The following is a 23,814-nucleotide window of genomic DNA, read 5'->3' as shown; positions in this document are numbered from 1 at the left end:
GGCGGCGCGCGGACCGCCCGCCCCTCCCCCACCGGGTTCGACCGGCGGCTGATCGCACCGATGCTGTTCGGTTCGGTACTCAACCCGGTCAACTCCTCCATGATCGCGGTGGCGTTGGTGCCGATCGGGGTCGCCTTCGGCGCGCCGCCCGCCGAGACGGTATGGCTGGTGTCCGCCCTGTACCTGGCCACCGCGGTGGGGCAGCCGGTGGTAGGGCGGCTCGTGGACATGTACGGGCCGCGTCGCCTGTATCTGATCGGTACGGGTCTGGTGGGGATCGCCGGGCTCCTCGGAGCGCTCGCTCCCTCGCTCGGCGCGCTCATCGGCGCGCGCGTGCTGCTCGGGTTCGGGACGTCGGCGGCGTATCCGGCGGCCATGCAGCTGACCCGCAGCGAGGCCGAGCGCACGGGTCGCGACAGCCCGGCGGGGGTGCTCACCGCGCTCGCCATGGCCAACCAGGTCGTGGCCGTGATCGGTCCCACCCTCGGCGGTCTGCTGATCGGCCTCGGTGGCTGGCGGGCGGTCTTCACCGTCAACGTGCCGCTGTCGGTGGCCTGTCTGGTCCTGGGAACGCGCCGTCTGCCGAGGACGCCCGGGCGGCCGACGGGCCGGGGAAACGGTGTCGACCTGCCCGGCATGGCGTTGTTCGCGGTCATGCTGGTCTCGCTGATGGTCTTCCTGACGGGTCTGAGGCTCGATCGGTGGTATCTGCCGGTGCTGTCCGCCGTGGCGGCGGTGGGTTTCGCGGTGCGGGAGCTGCGGGTGCCGAACCCGTTCGTCGACCTGCGCGTCCTCGGCGGCAACCGCCCGCTGATCGTCACGTATGTGCGCCAGCTGCTGGCCTACACGACCTCGTACGCCTTCATGTACGGCTTCACCCAGTGGCTGGAAGAGGGGCGCGGCCTGCACGCCGCGACGGCGGGGCTGGTGCTGCTGTCGTTGTCGGCCACCGGGCTCGCCGTCTCCGCCGTCACCGGTCGCCGGGAGGCCGTGCGGAGCAAGCTCGTCGTCGGCAGCCTTCTGCAGATGGCCGGCTGCGCCGCGCTGCTGCTGGTCGGCTCCGGTACCCCGATGTGGTCGCTGGTCCTGGTCGGAGCAGTGATGGGCGTGCCGCAGGGCCTCCTCGGGCTCGCCGTCCAGAACGCCCTGTACCGCCAGGCCGAGCCGGCCCGCACCGCCTCGGCCGCCGGGCTGCTGCGCACCTTCGGCTATCTCGGCGCGCTGGCCGCGTCCGCCGCCGCCGCGGCCTTCTTCCCGCACCGCGCCGACACCTCCGGGATGCACGAGCTGGCCCTGTTCATGCTCGCCGGATCGGCGCTGCTCCTGGCGTCCGCTCTCCCCGACCGTTCACTCGACACCCTCGTACCGCAAGGAAAGGCCTGATGTCATGACCGTCACCGCCCTCGACCCGCGCACCGCCCTCGTGGTGATCGACCTCCAGGCCGGCATCGTCGCCGCGCCCGTCCGGCCGCACAGCGGCGCCGACGTCATCACCCGTACGGTGGAACTCGCCGACGCCTTCCGCGCCCGCGGTCTGCCCGTGGTGCTGGTCAGGGTCTCCTTCGCCGCCGACGGGGCGGACACGGTCCCCGGCCGCACCGAGGTCTCCCGCCCGGGCGGCGCCTTCCCGGAGGGCTGGGACATGGTGGTCCCCGAACTGGCCGGTCACCCCGGCGACATCACCGTCACCAAGCGCAACTGGGGTGCCTTCCACGGCACGGGTCTCGATGTCCAGCTGCGCCGCCGTGGCATCACGCAGATCGTGCTGACGGGCATCGCCACCAGCATCGGCGTGGAGTCCACCGCCCGCGCCGCGCACGAGCACGGCTACCACGTCACCCTCGCCACCGACGCCATGAGCGACCTGGACCCCGAGGCACACCAAAGCAGCGTCGAGCGGATCTTCCCGCGGCTGGGCGAGACGGGCACCACCGCCGAGATCCTTGAGCTGCTGGCCAAGACGCACGACTGACCCCGCCCAGACCCTGCCCACGGAAGCGATGGGGAGACAGGCTCGAAGTGGGACGAAGCTCACGGCGGAGATAGCATCTGGCCACCCGTACCCACACTTTCGGCGAGCGACCCGAGGGGGCTCGGAAGCCCGATGCCGGTCAAGGTCAGCGTCATCGTCCCCGTCTACAACCCGGGGCCCTACATCGAGGACTGCATCGCCTCGTTGCTGAAGCAGTCACTGCCACCCGACGAATACGAAGTGATCTTCGTCGACGACGGTTCCACCGACCGGACCCCGGCCCGGCTCGATGCGCTCGCCGCGCAGGAGCCCCGGGTCCGGGTGATCCACCAGGAGAACTCCGGCTGGTCGGGCAAGCCGCGCAACGTCGGCATCGCCGCCTCCCAGGGCGAGTACGTGATGTTCGTCGACAACGACGACCGCCTCGGCGACGAGGCCCTGGAGCGGATGTACGGCTACGGCGTGGCCAACGGCGCCGATGTCGTCGTCGGCAAGATGGCCGGCCAGGGCCGCGGGGTGCCGGTGGAGCTGTTCCGCCGCAACCGGCCGCGGGCCAGTGTGCGGGACGCCCCGCTCATCGACAGCCTCACCCCGCACAAGATGTTCCGCCGGGCCTTCCTGGACGAGATCGGCCTGCGCTTCCCCGAGGGCAGACGGCGCCTGGAGGACCATGTCTTCGTGACGGAGGCGTATCTGCGTGCGGCCAACGTGTCCGTCATCGGCGACTACGTCTGCTACTACCACGTCCGGCGCGACGACTCCTCCAACGCGGGCTTCCAACAGTTCGACCCGGTCGGTTACTTCAAGAACCTGCGGGAGGCGCTGGACGTCGTCGACCGGTACACCGAGCCGGGCGCGGTGCGCGACAGTCTGCACCGCCGCTGGCTGCGGGTGGAGATGGTGGAGCGGTTGCGCGGCAACCGTCTGCTCGGCCAGCCGGACGACTACCGGCGCAAGCAGTTCGAGGAGATCCGCCAGGTCGTCGTCGAGCGCTTCGGCCCCGGTGTCGCCGTTGGACTGCAGCCGACGCAGCAGGTCGTGGCGGCACTCGTCGCCGCCGACCGGTACGACGACGTGGTGGCCTTCGCCGAGTGGGAGACCGGGCTCGGCCTCTCGGCCCGGCCCGGGACCGTCGAGTGGCAGGGCGGCAGGCTGCGCTTCGACTTCGCCGCCGAGCTCACTGCGGGCGGTGCGCCGCTGACGTTCCCCGGCGGCGGGGTCCGCACCCCGCTGGACGGTGCGCCCAAGGACCTCGACGAGGCGATCGCGTGGGTGGGCGCCGACACCGTCGCCCGGTTCGGCCAGGCCGCCGTGGACCTGCTGGTGCGCGAACGCTCCAGCGCCGCCCAGTACTTCCAGCCCATCGAGGTCACCCGGGAGATCGTGCCGGTCGAGGACAGCGGGCAGGTGCGGCTCGTGCTGCGCGCGACGGCCACCGTCGACCCGGCCGGCGCGGTGGACGGCGCACCGCTGCGCGCCGGGCTGTGGGACACATACGCCCGCGTCAGGCTGGGCGGCTGGAGCAAGACGTCCCGCGTGGGCCCGGGCCCGCGCAAGGCCCGTGCCGCCACGTCCGCGGCGGTCGTGGCCGGGCGGGTGGTCCTGCCGTACTGGACCGACCAGCACGGCAATCTCTCCCTGGACGTCGACCGGGCCAACCAGCGCCTCGGCCTCGGCCGGCTCGATCCGAACGCCGTGAGTGTCTCCGGGGGCCGGCTGCGCGCGCCCCTGCCGCTGCACGTCCCGGCCGAGACGGCCGTTCTGCTGCGGCTGACCTCGCCGGACCGGTCGGTGGACGTGCCCGGCACGCTGTCCCCGGCCGGGGACGGGGCCCTGCTGGAGGCGGCCCCGACCGTCGCCGACCTCAGCGGCGCGACCTGGCGGACCACCCTGTGCGCGGCCCCCGACGCCGCCGAGCCGCGCTTCCTCCCGCTGCCGCTCACCCTGCACGCGGACGCGAACTCGATCAAGGTGGTGCGCACTCCCAGGCCCTCGGTGGTACGGCGACTGGCCCGCAGGGCACGCCGTGCACTGGCGGTCCTCAGACGGCGTGCGGCGTCCCGGGCGGCCAGGGCGTGAAAGCGCGCGCTCACTGGGCATGGCGGGCGCGCGGGCCTCGGGCGCACCTTCAGGGCGATGACGGGCGGCACCACCGTGGCCTGCCTGTGCCGGACGGGGCTGCCCCGGAGGACGCGCAGGCGCCGTCGTCGGCAGAGGCCCGGCGGACCGGGCTGCTGCCGTCGTACGGCGCCTGCATCTCCCGTTACGGGACGTTGCGCGGCCGGCAGTTCAGCGGCCGGCCGTCAGGCCCTCCAGGGCCGAGCGCAGCGGCTGCCAGCCGCGGGAGCGGCTGAGGCCGCGGTTGCGCGCACGGACCAGGGGGCGCCAGAAGTCGGCCCCCAGCAGGGCCTCGGGCGTGACCGCCTTCACCCGCTCCAGGATCGTCTCGGGCACCTTCTGGGGGTCGGGCACCTGGAACTCGGCGATGATCTCGTCGTACTTGTCCTTCAGCACGGTGTTCTCGTGGTCGGCGCCGAAGACGATCAGCTGGCCGGTGGGCTGGGTGTCGACGAGGACGGTCACGAGATCGGGCCGGTAGCGGTTCAGGATCTCGATGAGCTTGTAGACGTCGCCGGTCCAGGCGTCGGTGTGCCGGTCGCGGGCGGCCTCGTCGATGCTGCGCGGCAGCATGTCGTCGAAGACGATCACGCTCGACCAGTCCGAGTGCTTCTCGATGTTGATGAAGTCCCGCAGCGCGTACTCGAACAGGTGCATGCCGTCGATGAACGCGAGGTCGAGCGTGGTGCGCCGCCAGTAACCGATCGGGCTGCGGCCCCGGCGCAGGTTGCGCACGGGGTGGCGGCCGCCCTTGAGGTGGCCGAGGGGGTTGTCGCGGGCGAAGAAGTCGTCGCTGGTGGCCTTCACCAGGTGGACGTCGCACCGGATCTCCGTGACCACCTTGAACGCGGGGTCGACCGCGATGCTGGGGACGCGGGACAGCGTGAGACTGCGGCCGTCGTTGACTCCGATCTCCAGGTAGTTGCGGTTCGCGGTGGCCTTGTGCAGACCCCGCAGGAATTCATGGCGTTTCACGAAGGGGACTCCTTGCGGATAAAGGGGAATGCTTCATGGACGGCGGATCGCCGGTCACGCAGCGCCGGCAGACCCAGCTCCTGCCGACGACCGTGGACGAGGCCGCTGTACGCGGGGCGGGGAGCACGCCGCGGGAAGGCCCCGCTGCTCACTCGCCGCACCGGGTCGGGGTCCGCGCCGCGGCGGGCGCAGACCTCCCGGGCCGACTCGTACCGGGAGGCCTCGCCACAGCCGACGGCATGGAGGACACCGGTCGCACCCCGGCCGGGGTGCGGGCCGAGGTCGACGAGACGTGCGGCGACGTCCGCGCTCCACGTGGGCTGCCCGCGCTGGTCGTCGACGACGCCCAGGGTGTCGTGGCGGGACTCCAGGTCGATCATCGTGCGGACGAAACTACGCCCGCAAACGCCGTCGAGCCAAGCGGTTCGCGCGATTGCGCTCGATGTGGGAAGCTCCTCGGCCACGCACGCTCCCCCGGCGAGCTCGGTGCGACCGTACGCGCGGCTCGGGGCGATGGCATGATCTTCGGCCTACGGGGTATGCGCGTCGCCCGCCGAAGACGTGGTCGGTGGCAGAGATGGACCTGGCGGGCGCCGTGTGCCGCGCAGTCGCCATTGATCCGGGTCGGTCAACGCCCGCCGTACGGCGTCCTGTTGGGTGAGGTCGCGGCCCATGGCGGCGGCATCCGGGACGCCAAACCGGATCCTTACCTTGCTGTGGTCTCCTGGGCCCAGGCAGTGGGTGCTCGACACACTGAGGCCAAGTGGAGTCGCGCGGCACGACGGAGAACTCCGGTCCACTTTCGGTGATCCGGCAGTTCTCCGCGACGGAGGTGAAGGGGCCTGGGTAAGAGGGGCGGGCGAGCCGGTGGTCAGTCCTCGCCCCGCACTATGTTGCCCTCCGGGCCGGGCTGGTCGGTTCGGGTGGTGCCCTGCTCGAGAACCGCCGGAATGCAGGTACGCAGAACGCCCTTGCCCCGCAGCCGCCGGGCCCTCGCCCAACCGGTCTCCGGTCGACGGATCGCAAGCTTGTCTGTGGTGTGCGGCGTCACGGCGGTTCATCTTCCTTCTGCTTCAGTGGCTGCTGCCCGGGTCCCCTCCGGCGGCCCGGTCAAACGCCGTATGCGCCCCACGGAACCTGCCGCGGACAGGCCCCACTTCGGCGCCGTTCTGACGCTCAGGCAGTGCCCAGCGCCCCGCGAAGGGTGCTGACCGCCTGGCTGATGGCGGCCTCCGCGGCACGGGTCTCACGAAGGGCGTTGAGCATCACGAAGTCGTGGATGATGCCCTGGTATCGGACCGCGGTGACCGGGACCCCCGCCTCGCGCAGCTTGTTGGCGTAGGCCTCCCCCTCGTCGCGCAGGACGTCGGCCTCACCGGTGATGACGAGGGCGGGCGGCAGTCCGGTGAGTTGCTCGGTGGACGCCCGCAGCGGGGACGCGGTGATCTGGGCGCGCTCAGCCTCGTTTGTCGTGTACTGGTCCCAGAACCACTGCATGGCGTCCCGGCGCAGGAAGTAGCCCTCGGCGAACTGGTGGTAGGACAGCGTGTCGAAGCTCGCGTCGGTCACCGGGTAGAACAGCACCTGCGCGGCCAGCGGAACGTCACCGCGCTGTTTGGCCATCAGGGTGAGGGCGGCGGTCATGTTGCCGCCGACGGAGTCGCCTGCCACCGCAATACGGGAGCCGTCCAGGCCCTTGGCGGCTCCCTGCTCGACGACCCACTTGGCCACCGCGTAGTTCTGCTCGATGGCGACCGGGTAGCGGGCCTCGGGCGAGAGGTCGTACTCGGGGAAGACGACCGCGGCGCCGGTGCCGACGGCGAGTTCGCGCACGAGCCGGTCGTGGGTGTGGGCGTTGCCGAACACCCAGCCCGCGCCGTGGATGTAGACGATCACCGGGAGGGCACCGGTGGCTCCGGCGGGGCGGACGATGCGGGTGCGGATCTGGCCGGTGGGGCCGCCGGGCACGGCGATCCACTCCTCGTCGACGGCGGGCTTCTCGATGCCGCCGGACTGCACCTCGTCGACGGCCTTGCGGCCCTCGGCCGGGCCCAGGTCGAACAGGTAGGGCGGGTTGGCGGTGGCCTCGGCGAAGGCCTGGGCGGCGGGTTCGAGGACGGGGCGGGGTGCGGTGGCGCCGGTCATGACGGCCTCCTCGGATCGGGTGCCGCGGAGTGCGGCACACCATGGAGAGTAGCGCGCGATTAAGTCGTGCACAACTAATATGCGCACGACTCATTGGAGCCCGATATAATCGAACGGACTCGAACGACAGGCTGGTGATCGCCGTGCACAGGACAGCAACCGGGAGCCGGACCGGGAGGCCGGCCGCCGCGGAACCGAGCGAGGGCTCGCTCCTCCTCGACGACCAGCTCTGCTTCGCCCTGTACGCCGCCTCCCGCGCCGTCACCGCGCGCTACCGCCCCCTGCTGGACGAACTGGGCCTGACGTATCCGCAGTACCTGGTCATGCTCGTCCTCTGGGAACAGGACTCGATCTCCGTACGGGACCTGGGAACCGCGCTCCAACTGGAGTCCAGCACCCTGTCCCCGCTGCTGAAGCGGCTGGAGGCGAACGGGCTGCTGCGCCGCGAACGCCGCGTCGAGGACGAGCGGTCGGTCGCCCTCCGCCTCACCGAGGCCGGTGCTCAGCTGCGGGAAAGGGCGGGCCGGGTACCCCTCGCCATCGGCGACGCCATGGGCCTGACTCCCGAACAGGACGCCCTGGCCAAAGAGCTGCTCCGTCTGATCACCACCAACGTCACGAACTGAGCACGAGCTCCGCCCACACCTGTTTGCCGCCGCTGGCCGGCACGGTCCCCCACGCCTCGGACATCGCTTCCACAAGGAGGATGCCGCGGCCGCCGGTGGCCTCCCAACCGATGCTGGTCGGCTTCACCGGGGTGCGCGGCGAAGCGTCGGCGACCGAGACGCGCAGCCGGTTGTCGAGCAGGGTGAGGTCGAGGCGGACCTGGCCGTCGGTGTGCACCAGGGCGTTGGTGACGAGTTCGGAGACGACCAGGAGTACGCCGTCCATGTCGTCGCGGCTGACGCCCCAGGCGCGAAGGGTACGGCGGGTGAAGCGACGAGTGTGGCCGACCGCCTCGGGCACGCGCCAGACCGTCCAGTTCTCGCGCAGCGGACGCAGCGCCATGCCGTCGTAGCGCAGCAGGAGCAGGGCGACGTCGTCGCTGCGCCGGGCGTTGCCGAGCAGGGCGTCGGCGACCAGGCCGAGGTGTCCGGGGTCGGAACCGGACAGTTCCCGGGCCAGCCGCTCCATGCCGTCGTCGATGTCGGCCTCCGCGGACTCGACCAGGCCATCCGTGGTGAGGGCGAGGACCGTGCCGGGCTGCAGCCGCAGCGCGCTCATCGGGAAGTCGGCCTGAGCGACCACGCCGAGCGGTGGCCCCCCGTCGGACTCGGGCACCTCGGTGCTGCCGTCCGGGTGGCGCAGCACCGGCGGCAGATGGCCTGCGCGCACGTACCAGGCGGAGCCCTCCTCCATGTCGACGTCGACGTAGCAGCAGGTGGCGAAGAGATCGGTCTCCATGTCCGTCAGGAGCCGGTTGGCGTGGGAGACGACCACGTCCGGCGGGTGGCCCTCGACGGCGTAGGCGCGCAACGCGGTGCGCATCTGGCCCATGAGGGTGGCGGCGCTCGCGTTGTGGCCCTGGACGTCGCCGATGACGAGGGCGACATGGTTGTCGGGCAGCGGGATCACGTCGTACCAGTCGCCGCCGACCTCCAGGCCGGCCGTGGTGGGCAGATAGCGGGCGACGGCGACCGCGCCGGGCAGCTTGGGCAGGCGGCGCGGCAGCAACTGGCGCTGGAGCATGCCGACCAGTTCGTGTTCGGCGTCGAAGGCGTGGGCGCGCATCAGGGCCTGGCCCGCGAGGCCCGCGGAGGCGGTGAGCAGGGCACGTTCGTCGGGGCCGAAGTCGTGCGGGGCGTCCCAGCCGATCAGACAGGCGCCGGCCATGCGGTTGCCGGCGGGCAGCGGCAGCACGGCGAGTCCGCCGGGGCCCACGTCGGCGAGCGCGGGCTCCAGGGGGGTGCCGGCGGGCCAGATGCGGGCGCGGCCCTCGCGCAGCGCGGCAGCCAGGGTCGGCATGGCGCGCACGGGTGCGTCGGGCCACTCGGTGCGCCACTCCAGGCGCCACAGCTCGGGCCAGGACTCCGGATCGGGCGGGTCGAGGACCGTGACGACGAGACGGTCGCCCTCCAGTTCGGCGAGCGCGATCCGGTCGGCCTGCAGCGGCTTGCGCAGGGCGGAGACCACGGCCTGGCTGACGTCGCGGACGGTGCCGGCGGTGGCGAGCATGGCGGCGAGGCGCTGGACGCGGGCCACGTCGGTGACCTCGGAGCGCAGCTTGGAGGCGTCGGCGACCGTGCCGACGAGCATGGCCGGCCGGCCCTCGCCGCCGGGCAGCAGACGCCCGCGCAGCCGCAGCCACTTGGGCGGGCCGGAGGGCTGCAGGACCCGGAACTCCAGCTCACGGTCGCCGAGCGACATGTGGTCGGCCTCGACCACGGACATCAGCGAGGGCAGGTCCTCCGGTACCGTCAGGCCCAGCAGGGTCTCGACCCTGCCGTCGAACTCGGCGCGGGTGACGGCGAACAGCCCCAGGATGTCGTCGCCGACCTCGACCCGGCCGCTGTCCATGGCGAGGCTGAACGCGTTGGCCGGCAGCTCAGCGCCCTCGGCGGCGCGGGCGGGGGCCGGGCAGCCGACGGCGTCGGCGATCAGCTCCAGGCACTTGCGGTCCTCGGTGTCGAAGCCGTCCGGCCGCTCGCTGACGGCCAGCAGACAGCCGCCGTCTCCGTTCCCGCGCGCGGGCAGCACCGCCAGGTGGAAGTCCCGCGGCGGCGTCCGCCGCGCCTCGGCGTCCCCCGCGAGTTCCTCTGGCCCCAGCCACACCGGGCTCCCCGAGCGGTGGCTGTCGGCGACCGGCGAGCTGCCGGAGCGCGGGTAGCTGTCGCGCAGCCCGAACAGCGTCCGCGGTACGCCCGCCGACTCCACCAGGCACAGCAGGTCGCCGCCCTCCTCAGGGGTGTACACACCGGCGAACGCCGCTCCGGCGAAGACCAGCGCCTGCTCCAGGACCCGACGCACCCGCTCGGGTGAGGCCGGACCGGACGTGAGCGCTTTCAGGGCACCTTCGGCGCGCAGAGTTCTCGTTCTGCGTGCTTCGGCGCCCTCACTGACCACGTCCGCAATTACAGCGCGTATGGGACGCCTGCGCAGCCCCTGTGAGCATTCCGTGGAGGTCATCGGGCGTGCCGATTCGAAACGCGCCGAACATGTCTTAACGCGTGCGTATCGCACGGTGATCTCGTGACAGGCGTGACTGTCCCGGGCCCTCGGACGGCTGGAAGTGTCGGTGCCGGGCCACGGAGGGGAATCCATGGACAAGCGGTACGAGGTGTACGCACTCGCGGACAGACACTTCTACGAGGCGCCGGACCGGCTGGCCGGCGCCGGACAGCAGCCGGCACCGCTCTTCGAGACCGCGCGTCGCGAGGTGCCGGAGGGCTGGGACGCGGCGCGGATCGGCGACTGGCTGACGCTGACGCCGCTCGGCGCGGACGGCAGCGCGCTGCCGGGCCCGGCGCAGGGCTGGAAGATCCACGCCTCGGCCACCCGGGCGAACGCGGAGCGGATCGCGGCCATCGTGTGGGACTACTGCGTGCCGCGTCGGATCCCGTTCAAGTTCGTGCCGGGACCGCATCTGCTGCACCTGCGCAACACCAAGTACGCGGCCCGCGACACCAGCGGCAAGTTCGTCACCGTCTACCCGGCCGACGAGGAGCAGCTCCACCAGGTGCTGCGCGAGCTGGGCGGGTTGCTGGAGGGCTTCGAGGGGCCGTACATCCTCACCGATCTGCGCTGGCACGACGGCCCGCTCTACGTCCGCTACGGCGCGTTCGCGCGCACCTTCGTCGTCGACGAGCGGGGCTCGCTCGTGCCGGCGGTGCGGGACGGAGCGGGCACACTGGTGCCGGACCGGCGGGCGCCGTCCTTCCAGGTGCCGGAGTGGGTGACGCTGCCGGCGTTCCTGGAGCCGCATCTGGCGGCCCGCAACACCACGACCGTGGGCGAGTTGCCGTATCGCATCGAGAAGGCGCTGCACTTCTCCAACGGCGGCGGGGTGTACGCGGGCACCGACACCCGTGACGGGCGCAAGGTGGTCCTCAAGGAGGGGAGGCCGCACGCGGGCCTGGCCTCCGACGGCGCGGACGCGATCGCCCGGCTGGAGCGCGAGAAGCAGGCGCTGGAGCAGGTGGCGGGCACCGGGGTGGTGCCCGAGGTGCGGGACTGGTTCACGCTGGGCGACCACCGCTTCCTCGTCATGGACTTCCTGGAGGGGCGCCCGCTCAACTCCTTCTTCGCCGAACGGCATCCGCTGCTCACCCCGGACCCGGACCCGGAGGCCGTCGCCCGCTACACGGAGTGGGCGGTGCGCATCCACGGGGCGGTGCAGCGTGCGGTGGAGGCGGTGCACGCACGCGGGATCGTCTTCAACGACCTGCACGTCTTCAACATCATGGTCGCCCCAGACGAGGAGTCGGTGTTCCTGCTCGACTTCGAGGCGGCGGCGCCAGTGTCGGAGAACGGCCGTCAGGTCGTCGCGCACCCCGGCTTCTTCGCCCCGCCCGACCGGAGGGGCACCGACGTCGACCGCTATGCGCTGGCGTGCTTACGGCTCGCGCTGTTCCTGCCCGTGACCACCCTGTTCGTGGTCGACCGGGGCAAGGCCGCGCACTTGGCGGAGGTGATCGCGGAACAATTCCCGGACGTACCGCGGCAGTTCCTGGACGAGGCGGTCGCGGAGATCACGCGCGACGCCGGTGTAGGCGCCCCGGCGCTGGTGCGGCCCGGTGACTGGCCGCACAGCCGCGACTCGATGGTCAAGGCGATCCTCGCCTCGGCCACCCCGGAGCGCGAGGACCGGCTCTTCCCGGGTGACATCGCCCAGTTCTCCGACGGCGGCGGACTCGGGCTCGCCCACGGCGCGGCCGGAGTGCTGTACGCGCTGGCGGAGACCGGCGCGGAACGGTACGAGGAGGGCGAACGCTGGCTCCTGGACCGTACGGCACCGCCACCGCCCGGCACACCTCTCGGCCTGTACGACGGACTGGCGGGCATCGCGCACGTCCTGGACCGGCTCGGCCACCGGCAGCGGGCGCTCGACCTGGTGGAGGGCATCCTCGCCGAGAAGTGGCAGAACCTCTCCTCCACCCTGCACGGCGGCCTGGCCGGCCTCGGCCTGGTCCTCGGCCGACTGGCAAGCACGACGGGCGAGTCGGAGCTGCGCGAACGGGCCGCCGAGGCCGCGGAGATCGTCGTACGACGCCTTGCCGAGCCGGTGCCCGACACACCCCGGCGGCGGGCCGGGCTGCTGCGGGGTGCGAGCGGACCGGCGCTGTTCCTGCTGCGTCAGTACGAGTGGACCGGCGACGCCAGGCTGCTGGAAGCGGCGGGAGTGGCACTGCGCCGGGACCTGGACTGCTGCGTGGTGCAGAAGAGCGGCGGTGGCCTGGAGGTCGACGAGGGCTGGCGGACCCTGCCCTATCTCGGTGACGGCAGCGCAGGCCTCGGCATGGTCCTGGACGACTATCTCGCGCACACCTCCGACGCGGAGTTCGACAAGGCGCGCTCCGGCATCCTCACCGCCGCCACCTCCCGCTTCTACGCACAGCCCGGCCTCTTCCAGGGCCGCGCCGGGATGATCCTGCACCTCGGCCGCACCACGGAGCCGAGCGCGACGGGCCGTCACCTGGCCGAGCAGATCTCCGCGCTCGGCTGGTACGCGATGGCGTACGAGGGCCAACTGACCTTTCCCGGGCACCAGATGATGCGGCTGTCCATGGACCTCGCCACCGGAACGGCAGGGTGCCTGCTCGCGCTCGCGGCGGCCACCGGTGGCAGCGCGCACCTGCCGTTCCTCCCGCCGCTGCGGCGGCCCCTATGACGCGGCTCCGCGACCTGACGGAGTCGTGACCCAACCCCGTCCCCACGGGTGAACACACAGATGGAAGGACACGAAATGGCACTGCTCGACCTGCAGACGATGGAATCCGACGAGCACACCGGCGGTGGCGGCGCCAGCACCGCGAGCCTGCTCTCCTGCATCAGCGCGGCGAGCGTTCTGCTCTGTCTCTGACGGCACCGTGATCCACGGCTCCGGGCGGTCCGCTCCCGCGAGGGAGGGGCCGCCCGGGGTCCTGCGCTCCCCTGACCCCGGATGCGAGGCCGCAGCCGTATGACGACTCGTGCCGACGCCGCACCTCCCGCCGCGTTGCTGAACTCCGCCACCCGGCACAGCGGCGCGCGCTGCGTCGCCCTCTGCCTGATGAGCACGGCGTCCACCGGTGCCGGACTCCTGCTGCCGGCCGCGCTCGGCCGCAGCCTCGACCTCCTCCTCGCGCACGCCCCGGCGACCCGTTGGGTGCTGTACTGCGCGGGGATCGTGCTGCTGCTCGCCCTGCTCGACGCCGGCGAGACCGTCCTTGGCGGCACCGTCGACGCCCGGACCACGGCATGGCTGCGGCGACGCCTGACGGGACATGTGCTGGCCGTCGGCCCGCGTGCCGCCGCCCGCTTCGGACCCGGCGACCTGGTCGCCCGCCTCGTCGGCAACGCGGCCCAGGCGGGAACGGCTCCGGCCGCCCGCGCCGCACTGCTCGCCGCACTGGCCGGTCCCGTCGGGGGCATGGTGGCGCTCGGCCTGATCGACCCGTGGCTGGCGGCCGTGTTCCTGGCCGGAGGTCCACTCCTGACGCTCCTGCTGCGCGCCTTCTCCCGTGACACGACCCGCTGCGTGGCGGACTACCAGCAGGTGCAGGGGCGGATCGCGGGCGCGCTGGCGGAGGCGGTGGCCGGCCACCGCACCGTCGAGGCGGCGGGTACGGCGGACAAGGAGGCGGCGCGGATCCTGCGGCCCCTGCCCGAACTGTCGCGCGCGGGCCACCGCATGTGGCGGGTGCAGGGGCGGGCCGCGGCGCAGGCGAGCGCCGTAGTGCCGCTGCTGCAGCTGGGCGTCGTCGCCGTGGCCGGACTGCTCCTCACCCGGAACCGGCTGTCGGTCGGCGAGGTGCTCGCGGCCTCCCGGTACGCGGTCCTCGCGACCGGCGTGGGCGTGCTGGTCGGCCAGTTCGCGAGCCTGGCCCGGGCCAAGGCGGCCGCCGGACGCCTCAACGAGGTACTGACAGAACCGGCCATGACCTACGGCTCCCGCCAACTGCCGCCCGGTCCAGGCCGCTTGGAACTGCGCGGCGTGACGGCGCGGCGCGGCGACCGCACCGTTCTCGACGGCGTCGACCTCGTCGTCCCCGGCGGCACGACACTCGCCCTGGTCGGCCGTTCCGGCACGGGCAAGTCGCTGCTCGCCGCACTCGCCGGCCGGCTGGCCGAGCCGGACACGGGAGAAATCCTGCTGGACGGCGTCCCCTTGCACGACCTGACCCACAAGGACCTTCGCGAATCGATCGGTTACGCCTTCGAACGCCCCGCCCTCCTGGGCACCACCATCGAGGAGGCGCTGGCCCTCGGCCTGCAGCCCCCCTCCCCCGCACGCATCCGCGAGGCGACCCGCCTGGCACGTGCCGACGACTTCGTACACCGCCTGCCGCAGGGTTACGCCACCGCGTGCGCCGACGCACCCCGTTCCGGCGGGGAGTCCCAACGCCTGGGCCTGGCCCGGGCCTTCGCCCACGACGGCCGCCTCCTCATCCTCGACGACGCCCTCTCCAGCCTGGACACGGTGACCGAAGCACAGATCGCCGAGTCCCTGACCCGGGGCGCGTCCGGCACCCGACTGCTCATCGCCCATCGAGCGGCCACGGCGGCCCGTGCGGATGCGGTGGCGTGGCTGGACGGAGGGCGGGTGCGGGCGGTGGGCACACACGCGGAGTTGTGGCGGCTGGCCGGGTATCGGGCGGTGTTCGGAGACGGGGGGCGGGCGTGAACGGCGGGAACCACTGGCGTGGTCGGAGCTTTGGGCGGGGCGAGACGTGGGTGGAGGGGCCTCGGCGGACCGCCGACTCCTCCGCAGGGCTCAGTGCGGAGGCATGGCCCTGGCAGGAACGCGCCGGGCGGCACGATCCCCGAGGATTTCGTCAAAGCGAGGCACGCATGGAAGAGCCCCTGCGGACCACCGACCGCTCCGCCGGGCCCAGCGACGAGGCCTGCCCCAGGCAGGACCAGATCGACGGGCACCGCCCCCAGCGGATCCGGCAGAGCGAGACGCGAGTGCCGGGGCTCCGACGTACCGCCGACTCCTCCGCAGGGCTAAGTGCGGAGGCATGGCCCTGGCAGGAACGCGCCGGGCTGCACGATCCCCGAGGATTTCGGCAAAGCGAGGCACGCATGGAAGAGCCCCGGCGGACCGCCGACCGCTCCGCCGGGGCCACCGACGAGGCCTGCCCCAGGCAGGACCAGATCGACGGGCACCGCCCCCAGCGGATCCGGCAGAGCGAGACGCGAGTGCAGTGGCCCCGGCGGACCGCCGACTCCTCCGCAGGGCTCAGTGCGGAGGCATGGCCCTGGCAGGAGGGGGGCGGGTGGCACTGTCCCCCTCTGCTGTGGAGTGAAGGCCTGGCGGCGAGCGAGCGCATCGGGCGGTGGCCCGGCGTCGGCCTCCGGAGGGCGGCCGGAGAAGGAGCGCCCGCGTGAACGGCCGGGGCGGCGCCGAGCACGGCGGGGGGATCCTTGTGCGGGGGCTTCGTTTCCTGCGAGGCCGGTGGCGGGTCGTGGTGCGCCTCGGCGGGTGGTCCGTGCTGGAGACGGGGCAGACCTTTGTCACGGGGTATGCCCCGGCGCGGGCACTGGACGCGGGGTTCCTGGCCGGGCGGGCCGAGGTCGGTCTGGCCTGGCTCGGGGTGGCCGGGCTCGGTGTCGTCCTGGGGGCGTACGGGACCGGACGGGTCTACTCGGCCGTCGCCGCTCTGGTCGAACCCCTGCGGGACCGGCTCGTCGAGGGGGTGGTCGGGCGCGGGGTGCGGGAGGCCGACGGCGGGGCGCTGTCGGGGCTGACGCAGCAGGTGGAGATCGCGCGGGACACCTTCGCCGGGCTCGTGATGGTCTCGCGCTCGTTCGTGTTCACCGCGGTGGGGGCCTTCGTCGGCCTGTTCTCGCTCGCCCCGCTGCTCCTGCTGGTCGTGGTGCCGCCGCTGGTGGCCGGAGTGGCGCTGTTCGCCGCGTCCCTGCGGCCCCTGGCCCGCCGGCAGGAGGCGTTCCTCGTCGCCGACGAGGCCCTGGCCGACCGCCTGGGTGCCGTCTGCCCGGGGCTGCGGGACATCACAGCCACCGGCGCCGAGGAGCGGATCGCCGCCGACACGGGGGAACTCGTCGACGCCGAGCTGCGGGCCGCCCGCTCCCTCGCGCGCTGGGGTGTCCTGCGTATCGCGTCGCTCGCCGTCGGCGGCCAGCTCCCGATCGTGCTGCTGCTCGCGGCCGCTCCCTGGCTCCTGTCCCGGGGCGTCACGACAGGCGCCCTGGTCGGCGCCCTCGCCTACATCACCCAGTCCCTCCTCCCGGCCCTCGGCAACCTGGTCCACGGCCTGGGCACGAGCGGCTCCCGCCTGACGGTGGTACTGCGGCGCCTTACTCCGCCCCACAGGCCCAACGCCTGCGAACCGCCCCCGGAACGGAGCGCAGGCCCCGACGGCCACCCCGCACCGCCTCTGCCCCGACCGACACCCACCGACCAGCCCAGCCCCTCAACGCCCCTGGGCGACCGGGTTCCCAAGACGCTGCCCGACCGGCAAGGCGAACCGCCGATCCCTGCCCCGCACCAATCGCCATGCCAGGACACCACCCCAGCCACCCGCGACGACCACCCCCACACCAGTCCTGCCCTGCCCGACTGGCAAGCCCCTGACTCCCGCCAAACGGCTCGCGCCCACGCCTCCCCCGCCGCAGCACCCGACAGCCAAGACGGGCGGCCCACCCCAGCCACCCCCGGCGACCACCAGCATCGCCCACCGGCCGTACCGGTCCGCCGGAGCAGACGTCCCACACCGGCCCCGCGACACCCGGCGCCCGCCAACGCCCCCGCCCTCTCCCTCACCTCCGTCACCTTCGCCTACGGCCCCACCGCCACCCCCGTCATCGAAAACCTCGACCTCGTCCTTCCCCCCGGCTCCCACCTGGCCGTCGTCGGCCCGAGCGGGATCGGGAAGTCCACGCTCACCGCTCTCGTCGCGGGGCTGTTGGAGCCGCGTGGCGGGACGATCCGGGTGGGTGGGGAGCCGGTGCCGTCGGCGGGTGCCGCTCGGCGGCGGGTGCTCATTCCTCAGGAGGCGTACGTGTTCACCGGGACCGTCGCCGACAATCTCGCCCACTTCCGGGAGGGTCCCGTGCCGGAGGCGGAGCTGCTCGCGGCGGCCGACGCGGTCGGGATCGGTCCGCTGGTCGACGCGCTCGGCGGGCTGGGTGCCCGGATCGACCCCGCGGCGCTCTCCGCGGGCGAACGGCAGCTGATCGCGCTGGCCCGGGCCTATCTGTCGGACGCCCCGCTCGCCCTGCTCGACGAGGCGACCTGTCATCTGGATCCGCAGGCAGAGGAGCGCGCCGAGCGTGCGTTCGCGCAGCGGCCGGGCGGCACCCTCGTCGTAGTGGCCCATCGCATCAGCTCGGCGCGGCGGGCGGATCGTGTACTGGTCATGGACGGACGGGGCACCGCGTGCGGTACCCACCACGAGTTGCTGGAGACCTCGCCGCTGTACCGGGAGCTCGTCGGCAGCTGGACGCCCGTGCCGTCACAGCCAGCCCTCCCCCTGCGAGATACGGATCGCGTCGATGCGGTTGCGGGCCCCGGTCTTGCGGGTGATGGCCGCCATGTAGTTGCGCACGGTCCCGTGGGACAGGTGGAGGCTCCCGGCGATCTCCGCGACGGACGCACCCTCGGCGGCCAGGGATAACACGCTCAGCTCCCGCCGGGTCAGCGGCATCTCGGCGGCCTTCAGGAACCCGAAGCCCAACGAGTCGCTGATGAAACGTTCCCCCTGAGCGACCCGCCGGATCCCGTGCACAAGGTGTTCCGGCGAGGCCTCCTTGTCGACGTAGCCGAGCGCCCCCGCCTCGATCGCCCGTTTCAGCAGGCCCGGCCTGTTCGCACTGGCAAGCACGAGGAGTCTCGGCGGAGCCCCGGCCGGGCCCCGCGAACGTAACTCGCCGAGCGGCGGGATGCCGTACGCGTCCGCGCACTCCAGATCCGCCGCACAGACCTCGGGCCGCAGGGATCTCACCCGGCCGGGTGCGCTGCGCCACGCCGTGTCCTCCACTGCGAGATCGGGTTCCCGGCGCAGCCAGTCCGCCAGCACCGATCGCACCAGACACTCGTCATGTACCAGAAGTACCCGGATCACTGCCGCCCCTCAGCATTCCGTCAGTCCGTCTGCGGTCGCATTGGTGTTGAACGCGTGCCCATTGTTGGCGTCCGCGACCGTTCATGGGCGCGAAGAACCGGCCAACAGGGTGCGCGGGGGCGCACGCGCGGCGCCCGCACGCCGCTTCGCGCATCAACTGAGGGGGCATGTACCGGGGGCAAGGGGGTACGCGGGGCTTCTTCACCGAGCCGCGGGTCGTCGTGTGTCCGTACGCGGGCCGGGCGGCGCCGTCCCGGCCACCGCTCGCCGTGCGCGACCGGCCGCCAGGGGGCAGATTGATCCCTGGGACCCGTCGCCCGGCCGTGCGAGGAGGTGGTCGGCGTGTCCGACGGGCAGATGTCCGCACAGGCGCCGGCGACCACCAGGACGCGGGTGGGCCGACCGCTGCTGTCCCTGGCGCTGGCGTCGATGATGGACGAGGTCAACGCCCACTCCGGGGCGGTGTATCTGCTGTCGCCCGCCGAACCCGTGCTGGAGATGGCCGTGATGGCCGGTCTGCCCCGGGCCTTCGCCGCGCCCTGGGAGCGGGTGGGGCTGAGCGCCCCGATCCCGGTCGCGGACGCGGTGCGTGAGCGGCGGCTGGTGTGGGTGGGCGGCGAGGAGGAGATGGCGGCCCGCTATCCGCGCATCGCCGTGGTGCTGCCCTATCCCTTCGCGCTGGCCGCGGTGCCGGTGGCGACCGGCTCGACGGCGTACGGCGCGGTCTTCGTGACCTGGCCCGGCTCCCATCCGCCCGACCTGTCCGACCGGGAACGGGACCATCTGACCGCGGCCTGCGATCGGCTCGCAAAGCGGCTGGAGCGTGCCCTGGAGGAGAGTCGGCAGCTGCTGCCCGAGCCCGATCTGCTCGGCGGACCACCGGTGGGCGGCCTGGCCGGCACCCTCGGTACGGTGGAGGCGGCGCGGATGGTGGCACGGCTGCCGTACGGGCTGTGCTCGCTGGATCTGCACGGCCGGGTCGCCTTCGCCAACGCGGCGGCGGCCGAGCTGATCGGTCTCCCGGTCAGCAGGCTGCTGGGTACGCAGCTGTGGGCGTCGGTGCCCTGGCTCAACGACCCCGTGTACGAGGACCGCTACCGGGCCGCGCTGATGAGCCAGCAGACCACCTCGTTCGTGGCGCTGCGTCCGCCCGGGGACTGGATGTCCTTCCGGATGTATCCCAGTACGACCGGGCTCAGTGTCCGTGTCACCCGGGCGCGGGCGGTGGCGGAGATGAACCGGGCGGGGCCGCAGCCCGGTGACACCCCCTCCCGGCTGGTCACCATCTCCCAGGTGCTGACGCTGGCGGGTGCGCTGACCGAGGCGGTGGGGGTGCAGGACGTGGTGCAGCTGGTCGCGGACGAGATCGCACCGGCCGTGGGCAGCCAGGCGCTGGTGGTCCTAGGTTCCCGGGCCGGGCGGCTGCATGTGCTGGGGCACCGCGGATATCCGGACGCGCAGGTCGTGGAGCGGTTCGACGGGCTGCCGCTGGCCGAGCCCACGCCGGGCACGCACGCCCTGAACACGGGGGTGCCGGCGTTCTTCGACTCCCGGGAGGAGCTGGAGCGCCTGTATCCCTCGCGGCACGCCACCCCGGACGGCTTCGCGGCCTGGGCCTATCTGCCGCTGATCGCCTCGGGGCGCCCGGTGGGCACCTGTGTGCTCGCCTACGCGGAACCGCATCCGTTCCCCGCGGACGAGCGGGCGGTGCTGACGAGCCTGGGCGGCCTGATCGCGCAGGCCCTGGAGCGGGCCCTGCTCTACGACGCCAAGCACCAGCTGGCGCACGGCCTGCAGGCGGCGCTGTTGCCGCACTCGCTGCCACCGCTGGCCGGCATCGACTCGGCCTCCCGTTATCTGCCCGCCACGCACGGCATGGAGATCGGCGGCGACTTCTACGACCTGGTGCCGACCCGGGGCGGGGCGGCGGCGGTGATCGGGGACGTGCAGGGCCACAACGTGACCGCGGCCGGGCTGATGGGGCAGATCCGCACCGCCGTGCGCGCCTACACGACCGTGGGGCAGGCCCCGGAGGAGGTCATGGGCAGCACCAACCGGCTGCTGATCGACCTCGGCGCGGATCTGTTCGCCAGCTGTCTGTATCTACGGCTCGATCCCGCGCGCGGTCGGGCCGTGATGGCCCGGGCGGGTCATCCGCCGCCGCTGCTGCGCCGCCCCGACGGCCGGGTGCGGGTGCTCGACCTCGCCGGTGGCCCGCTGCTCGGCATAGACGGCTCCGCCGGCTACCCGACGACGGAGGTCGACCTCGCTCCCGGCTCCGTACTCGCCCTCTATACGGACGGGTTGATCGAATCGCCGGGTGTCGACATCGAGGACGCGCTCGCCGGCCTCGGTGAACGCCTCACCGAGGCGGGAGAGTTGCCCCTGGACGAGCTCGCCGACCATCTCGTACGGCACAGCACAGCCGCACGCGAACGGCTCGACGACGTGGCGCTGTTGCTGCTGCGGGCCCGTTGAACAGGTCTGAACGGGCGCGGACACGACGCGGTCCGGCCCTCCCGCCGGAGGGCCGGACCGTCCACCGTCGACCGGAACCGCGCTGGAGGCCGATCAGTGGGTCTCCATCAGGAGGTCCACGCTCGATGAGTGCGCTCGGTCAGTGAGCGGTACTCGATCACTGGGACCCGGTGAGGGACGACGAACCGTTGCCGGCTCCGACGCCGCTCTGGTCCCCCCCACCGGCACCGGACTGGTCACCTGCACCGGACTGGTCGCCGACGCCGTTCCCGGACTGGTCACCGGCCCCGGTCCCATCAGTGGCCGTCGCGGACGGATCGGCGGTGCCCACCTGGCCGCCACCGCCGACCGCGTCGCCGCCGCCCGCCTGGTCGCCTGCCGAGGCAGAAGCGGACGGGTCGGCGGTGCCGGCCTGGTCACCCGCGCCCGCACCGGCACCCGCGCCTGCGCCGCCGTCGCCCAGCGTCGCACCCGTGGCCTGCAGGGCCGCGGTCACCGGCTGGAAGAACGTCTCGCCGCCGGCGGTGCAGTCGCCGCTGCCGCCGGAGGTCAGACCGACCGCGCTGCCGTCCTGCGTGAACAGGGAGCCGCCGCTGTCACCTGCCTCGGCGCAGACGTTGGTCTGGATGAGGCCGTTGACGGTGTCGGTGCCGCCCGGCACGGTCTCGCTCGCGAAGTTCACGGTGGCGTCGAGGCCGGTGACCTGGCCGTTGTGCAGACCGGTCGTGCTGCCCATCCGGAAGACCGTCTCGCCCACGGTGGCGTCCGCGGCCTTGGTGATCTGGACGGTCTGGCCGTTGCCTGCGTTGACCTCGCTGGGCGCCTGGGTGTTCGCGTCGTCGTACTTGACCAGGGAGAAGTCGTTGCCCGGGAACTTGGCCTGATCGACGGTGGCGATCGGCTGGCCGTTCTGGGAGTCGGACCACTGCTTGGCCGCGACCCCGCAGTGACCGGCGGTCAGGAAGGCAGGACTGCCGTCGCTGGCCTTGACGTTGAAGCCGAGGGAGCAGCGGACCCCTCCCTGGGCGGTCTGGGCGAAGATGGCGTCACCGCCCGACACCTTCGTCCTGAAGGTGCCGGCGGACTTCTTCACGGTGGCCATGTCGGCGCCGAGGCTCTTGACCGTCGACGTCAGTCTGTTCCACTTGGCGCCGGTGACCGTGGAGTCCGCCGTGACCGCCAGCTTGTTGGTCTTCGGGTCGATCGCCCAGGCAGTGCCCGGGATGGTCGCCTTGGCCTTCAGGGTCTGTGCGCCCGCCTTCAGCGCGGCGAGGCTGTTCTTGACCTCACGGACCTTCGCGCCCGCCTTCTCCGCCTGGACGACCACGTTGTTCTTGTCGCCGGATATGACGTTGACGGTCAGCTGCTGCGTGCCCGAGTCGTAGTACGAACCGGCGAAGGCGTCACCGAGCAGGTTCTGGAGCTGCGAGGCGAGATTCGAGGCGTCCGTCGCCTTCAGGGTCTTGGGGGCGGCAGTGGTCGACGACCCGTCCTGCGACGCGTTGGCGTGCGGCAGCAGGATGACGGCTGCGCCGAGCGCCGCGACGCTGCCTGCCGCAATCGCGGCCTTGCGCTTCGGAATTCGCTTGTGACTCAAACTTCTCGACCTCCTGGGGGACCGGAGTCTGTGCCGCCGTACGGCAGCTGTTCTGTTCGGGGCGCCTGGATGGCTGTTGGTACGCACGGGTCGCACGGTGCGTTCAATTCCGTTTGCCAACTCGCTTTGCGCAACGCCGAATCGGCCATGACCCGCGTCTGACGAACCCGCGCGGGGAACAATCGCCCATATGACGATGACCACCGCCGAAGCCGACAAGATCCTCTCCGCCAACTTCGCCCCTTGGGTCCTGGAGCTGGGCCTGACGGTCGAGGCCCTCGCCGACGACCGGGCCACGCTGCGACTTCCCTGGTCGGACCGGCTGGCCCGGGAGGGCGGCGGGCTGTCGGGGCAGGCGCTGATGGCCGCCGCCGACACGGCCACCGTGATCGCCGTGTCGGCCGCCCGCGGGGCCTACGGACCGATGACGACGGTCCAGCAGTCGACGTCGTTCCAGCGCGCGGTGACCGGTTCGGATGTCCTGATCGAAGCGGTGCTCACCAAACTGGGCCGCCGTATGGCATTCGCGGACATCACGTTGACCGCCGAGGCTTCCGGTGAACTCGCGGCCCGCGCGAGCACCGTCTACGCACTTCTCGGCTGAGCTTTTCTCGACCCGATGGGGGGCCGATACGGTACGCAGTCGCTCGACGACGTTCCGTTCAGAACTGCGATCTGAATCACAGCTTCAGGGAATCTGCACATCCAATTCCCATCCGGGTCACCGGGTGCAGGGGATCTGCACACGGTGGCGGCCTTCGTCACGCCATTGGGACGGGAGTGTCGGATTCGTCGCGGGGAAGGCAAGCCCGCGGATGAACCGATGCCGTGACGCATGTGAAGAACTCGCCGTCGAGCCGTGCGCAAGCCTGCACGGATGGGTGCCCCTGGGACTCAAGTTGCCTGGTGAGGCCATGGGTTGATTGGAAGCCCGCGGCTGCAGCGTGCTTTGATCCATCGCACCGCAGGGGCCGCGAAGGGTCACCGGAAACGGAAGCCCGGCGCCTGCGGTCGCGGCCGTCGCTCTGTCCCCCAGAGGGGGGCCGCTCCCCCCTTGTGAAATATCCATACGAAGGGAAGTTCCATCATGAACTCCACCCCCCGTGTTGAGACCGTTGAGATCTCGGACGCCGAGCTCGACGCTGTTTCCGGCGGCCTGTCGATCAACGCTGTCAACTCCGTCACCGGTGCGCTGGACGGCATTGCTCCCGTTTCCGGCACGGTCGACACGGTCGTCGGCACCGTCGAGGGTGTGACCGGCCTGAACACCGCTCCGGTCACCAACCTGGTCGCCGGTCTCTGAT

General features: G+C 72.3%; 16 protein-coding genes and 2 pseudogenes. 11 read left to right on the top strand and 7 right to left on the bottom strand.

From position 1 onward, the window contains the following. Window positions 1-60 precede the first annotated feature (60 nt). The 3 genes from ABD355_RS17710 to ABD355_RS17700 all read left to right on the top strand — a co-directional run bounded on the left by ABD355_RS17710 (window position 61) and on the right by ABD355_RS17700 (window position 4,051). Window positions 61-1,383: an MFS transporter gene (locus tag ABD355_RS17710; protein WP_425585769.1), complete on the top strand. Its 1,323-nt coding sequence runs from the start codon at window positions 61-63 to the stop codon at window positions 1,381-1,383. Between the two features lie 4 nt (window positions 1,384-1,387). Beyond that, entirely contained in the window at window positions 1,388-1,972 is a 585-nt protein-coding gene (locus ABD355_RS17705) for a hydrolase (RefSeq protein ID WP_344401356.1), read from the top strand. Window positions 1,973-2,104: 132 nt separating this feature from the next. Continuing rightward, window positions 2,105-4,051 carry a glycosyltransferase family 2 protein gene (locus ABD355_RS17700; protein WP_344401355.1) on the top strand — a complete coding sequence of 649 codons (1,947 nt, stop codon included), beginning with the start codon at window positions 2,105-2,107 and terminating at the stop codon, window positions 4,049-4,051. Window positions 4,052-4,261: 210 nt separating this feature from the next. Here ABD355_RS17700 and ABD355_RS17695 read toward each other — a convergent pair whose 3' ends face one another. From ABD355_RS17695 to ABD355_RS17675, 4 genes and pseudogenes are all read right to left on the bottom strand, one after another. Continuing rightward, complete coding sequence (locus ABD355_RS17695) at window positions 4,262-5,065, bottom strand: class I SAM-dependent methyltransferase (RefSeq protein WP_344401354.1); 804 nt, start codon at window positions 5,063-5,065, stop codon at window positions 4,262-4,264. Beyond that, window positions 5,062-5,580: an SDR family oxidoreductase gene (locus ABD355_RS17690; protein ID WP_344401659.1), complete on the bottom strand. Its 519-nt coding sequence runs from the start codon at window positions 5,578-5,580 to the stop codon at window positions 5,062-5,064. The genes ABD355_RS17695 and ABD355_RS17690 overlap by 4 nt, the downstream gene beginning before the upstream one ends. Window positions 5,581-5,766: 186 nt before the next feature. Further along, window positions 5,767-5,917, bottom strand: a pseudogene (locus ABD355_RS17685) (glucose-1-phosphate thymidylyltransferase); the annotation flags it as partial. A 324-nt stretch (window positions 5,918-6,241) separates the two neighbouring features. Next, window positions 6,242-7,210 carry an alpha/beta hydrolase gene (locus ABD355_RS17675; protein ID WP_344401352.1) on the bottom strand — a complete coding sequence of 323 codons (969 nt, stop codon included), beginning with the start codon at window positions 7,208-7,210 and terminating at the stop codon, window positions 6,242-6,244. Between the two features lie 143 nt (window positions 7,211-7,353). Here ABD355_RS17675 and ABD355_RS17670 point away from each other — a divergent pair, with 143 nt between their 5' ends. After that, complete coding sequence (locus ABD355_RS17670; RefSeq protein WP_344401351.1) at window positions 7,354-7,836, top strand: MarR family winged helix-turn-helix transcriptional regulator; 483 nt, start codon at window positions 7,354-7,356, stop codon at window positions 7,834-7,836. Here ABD355_RS17670 and ABD355_RS17665 read toward each other — a convergent pair. Continuing rightward, window positions 7,826-10,273, bottom strand: coding sequence for a SpoIIE family protein phosphatase (locus ABD355_RS17665; protein ID WP_344401350.1), 2,448 nt, complete (start codon window positions 10,271-10,273; stop codon window positions 7,826-7,828). The two genes, ABD355_RS17670 and ABD355_RS17665, sit on opposite strands and share 11 nt — an antisense overlap. Before the next feature lie 196 nt (window positions 10,274-10,469). On the opposite strand from ABD355_RS17665, the gene lanKC reads away from it, so the two are divergent. From lanKC to ABD355_RS17645, 4 genes are all read left to right on the top strand, one after another. Next, complete coding sequence (gene lanKC, locus ABD355_RS17660; protein WP_344401349.1) at window positions 10,470-13,037, top strand: class III lanthionine synthetase LanKC; 2,568 nt, start codon at window positions 10,470-10,472, stop codon at window positions 13,035-13,037. A 75-nt stretch (window positions 13,038-13,112) separates the two neighbouring features. Further along, entirely contained in the window at window positions 13,113-13,229 is a 117-nt protein-coding gene (locus tag ABD355_RS17655; protein WP_030937754.1) for a SapB/AmfS family lanthipeptide, read from the top strand. 99 nt (window positions 13,230-13,328) lie between these two features. Next, on the top strand, window positions 13,329-15,032 hold the full coding sequence (locus ABD355_RS17650) for an ABC transporter ATP-binding protein (protein ID WP_344401348.1): 1,704 nt from the start codon (window positions 13,329-13,331) through the stop codon (window positions 15,030-15,032). A gap of 703 nt (window positions 15,033-15,735) precedes the next feature. After that, a complete protein-coding gene (locus ABD355_RS17645; RefSeq protein ID WP_344401347.1) occupies window positions 15,736-17,988 on the top strand; it encodes an ATP-binding cassette domain-containing protein in 2,253 nt (750 codons plus the stop codon). Here ABD355_RS17645 and ABD355_RS17640 read toward each other — a convergent pair. Next, window positions 17,911-18,390 (bottom strand): annotated as a pseudogene (locus tag ABD355_RS17640) (LuxR C-terminal-related transcriptional regulator); the annotation flags it as partial. The gene ABD355_RS17645 and the pseudogene ABD355_RS17640 overlap by 78 nt on opposite strands. A gap of 378 nt (window positions 18,391-18,768) precedes the next feature. On the opposite strand from ABD355_RS17640, the gene ABD355_RS17635 reads away from it, so the two are divergent. Continuing rightward, on the top strand, window positions 18,769-20,913 hold the full coding sequence (locus ABD355_RS17635) for a PP2C family protein-serine/threonine phosphatase (protein WP_344401346.1): 2,145 nt from the start codon (window positions 18,769-18,771) through the stop codon (window positions 20,911-20,913). A gap of 157 nt (window positions 20,914-21,070) precedes the next feature. Here the strand turns inward: ABD355_RS17635 and ABD355_RS17630 are convergent, their stop codons facing one another. Then, window positions 21,071-22,510, bottom strand: coding sequence for a S1 family peptidase (locus ABD355_RS17630; protein ID WP_344401345.1), 1,440 nt, complete (start codon window positions 22,508-22,510; stop codon window positions 21,071-21,073). 190 nt (window positions 22,511-22,700) lie between these two features. Between ABD355_RS17630 and ABD355_RS17625 the strand changes: the two genes are divergently transcribed. After that, on the top strand, window positions 22,701-23,114 hold the full coding sequence (locus ABD355_RS17625; RefSeq protein ID WP_344401344.1) for a PaaI family thioesterase: 414 nt from the start codon (window positions 22,701-22,703) through the stop codon (window positions 23,112-23,114). A gap of 483 nt (window positions 23,115-23,597) precedes the next feature. Further along, on the top strand, window positions 23,598-23,813 hold the full coding sequence (locus ABD355_RS17620) for a type A2 lantipeptide (protein ID WP_123969611.1): 216 nt from the start codon (window positions 23,598-23,600) through the stop codon (window positions 23,811-23,813). Window position 23,814 lies beyond the last annotated feature (1 nt).

The sequence above is a fragment of the Streptomyces longisporus genome, from assembly GCF_039532765.1.
In the GTDB taxonomy this organism is placed as follows: Bacteria; Actinomycetota; Actinomycetes; order Streptomycetales; family Streptomycetaceae; genus Streptomyces; species Streptomyces longisporus.
This window is presented reverse-complemented; position numbering and strand designations above follow the sequence as displayed.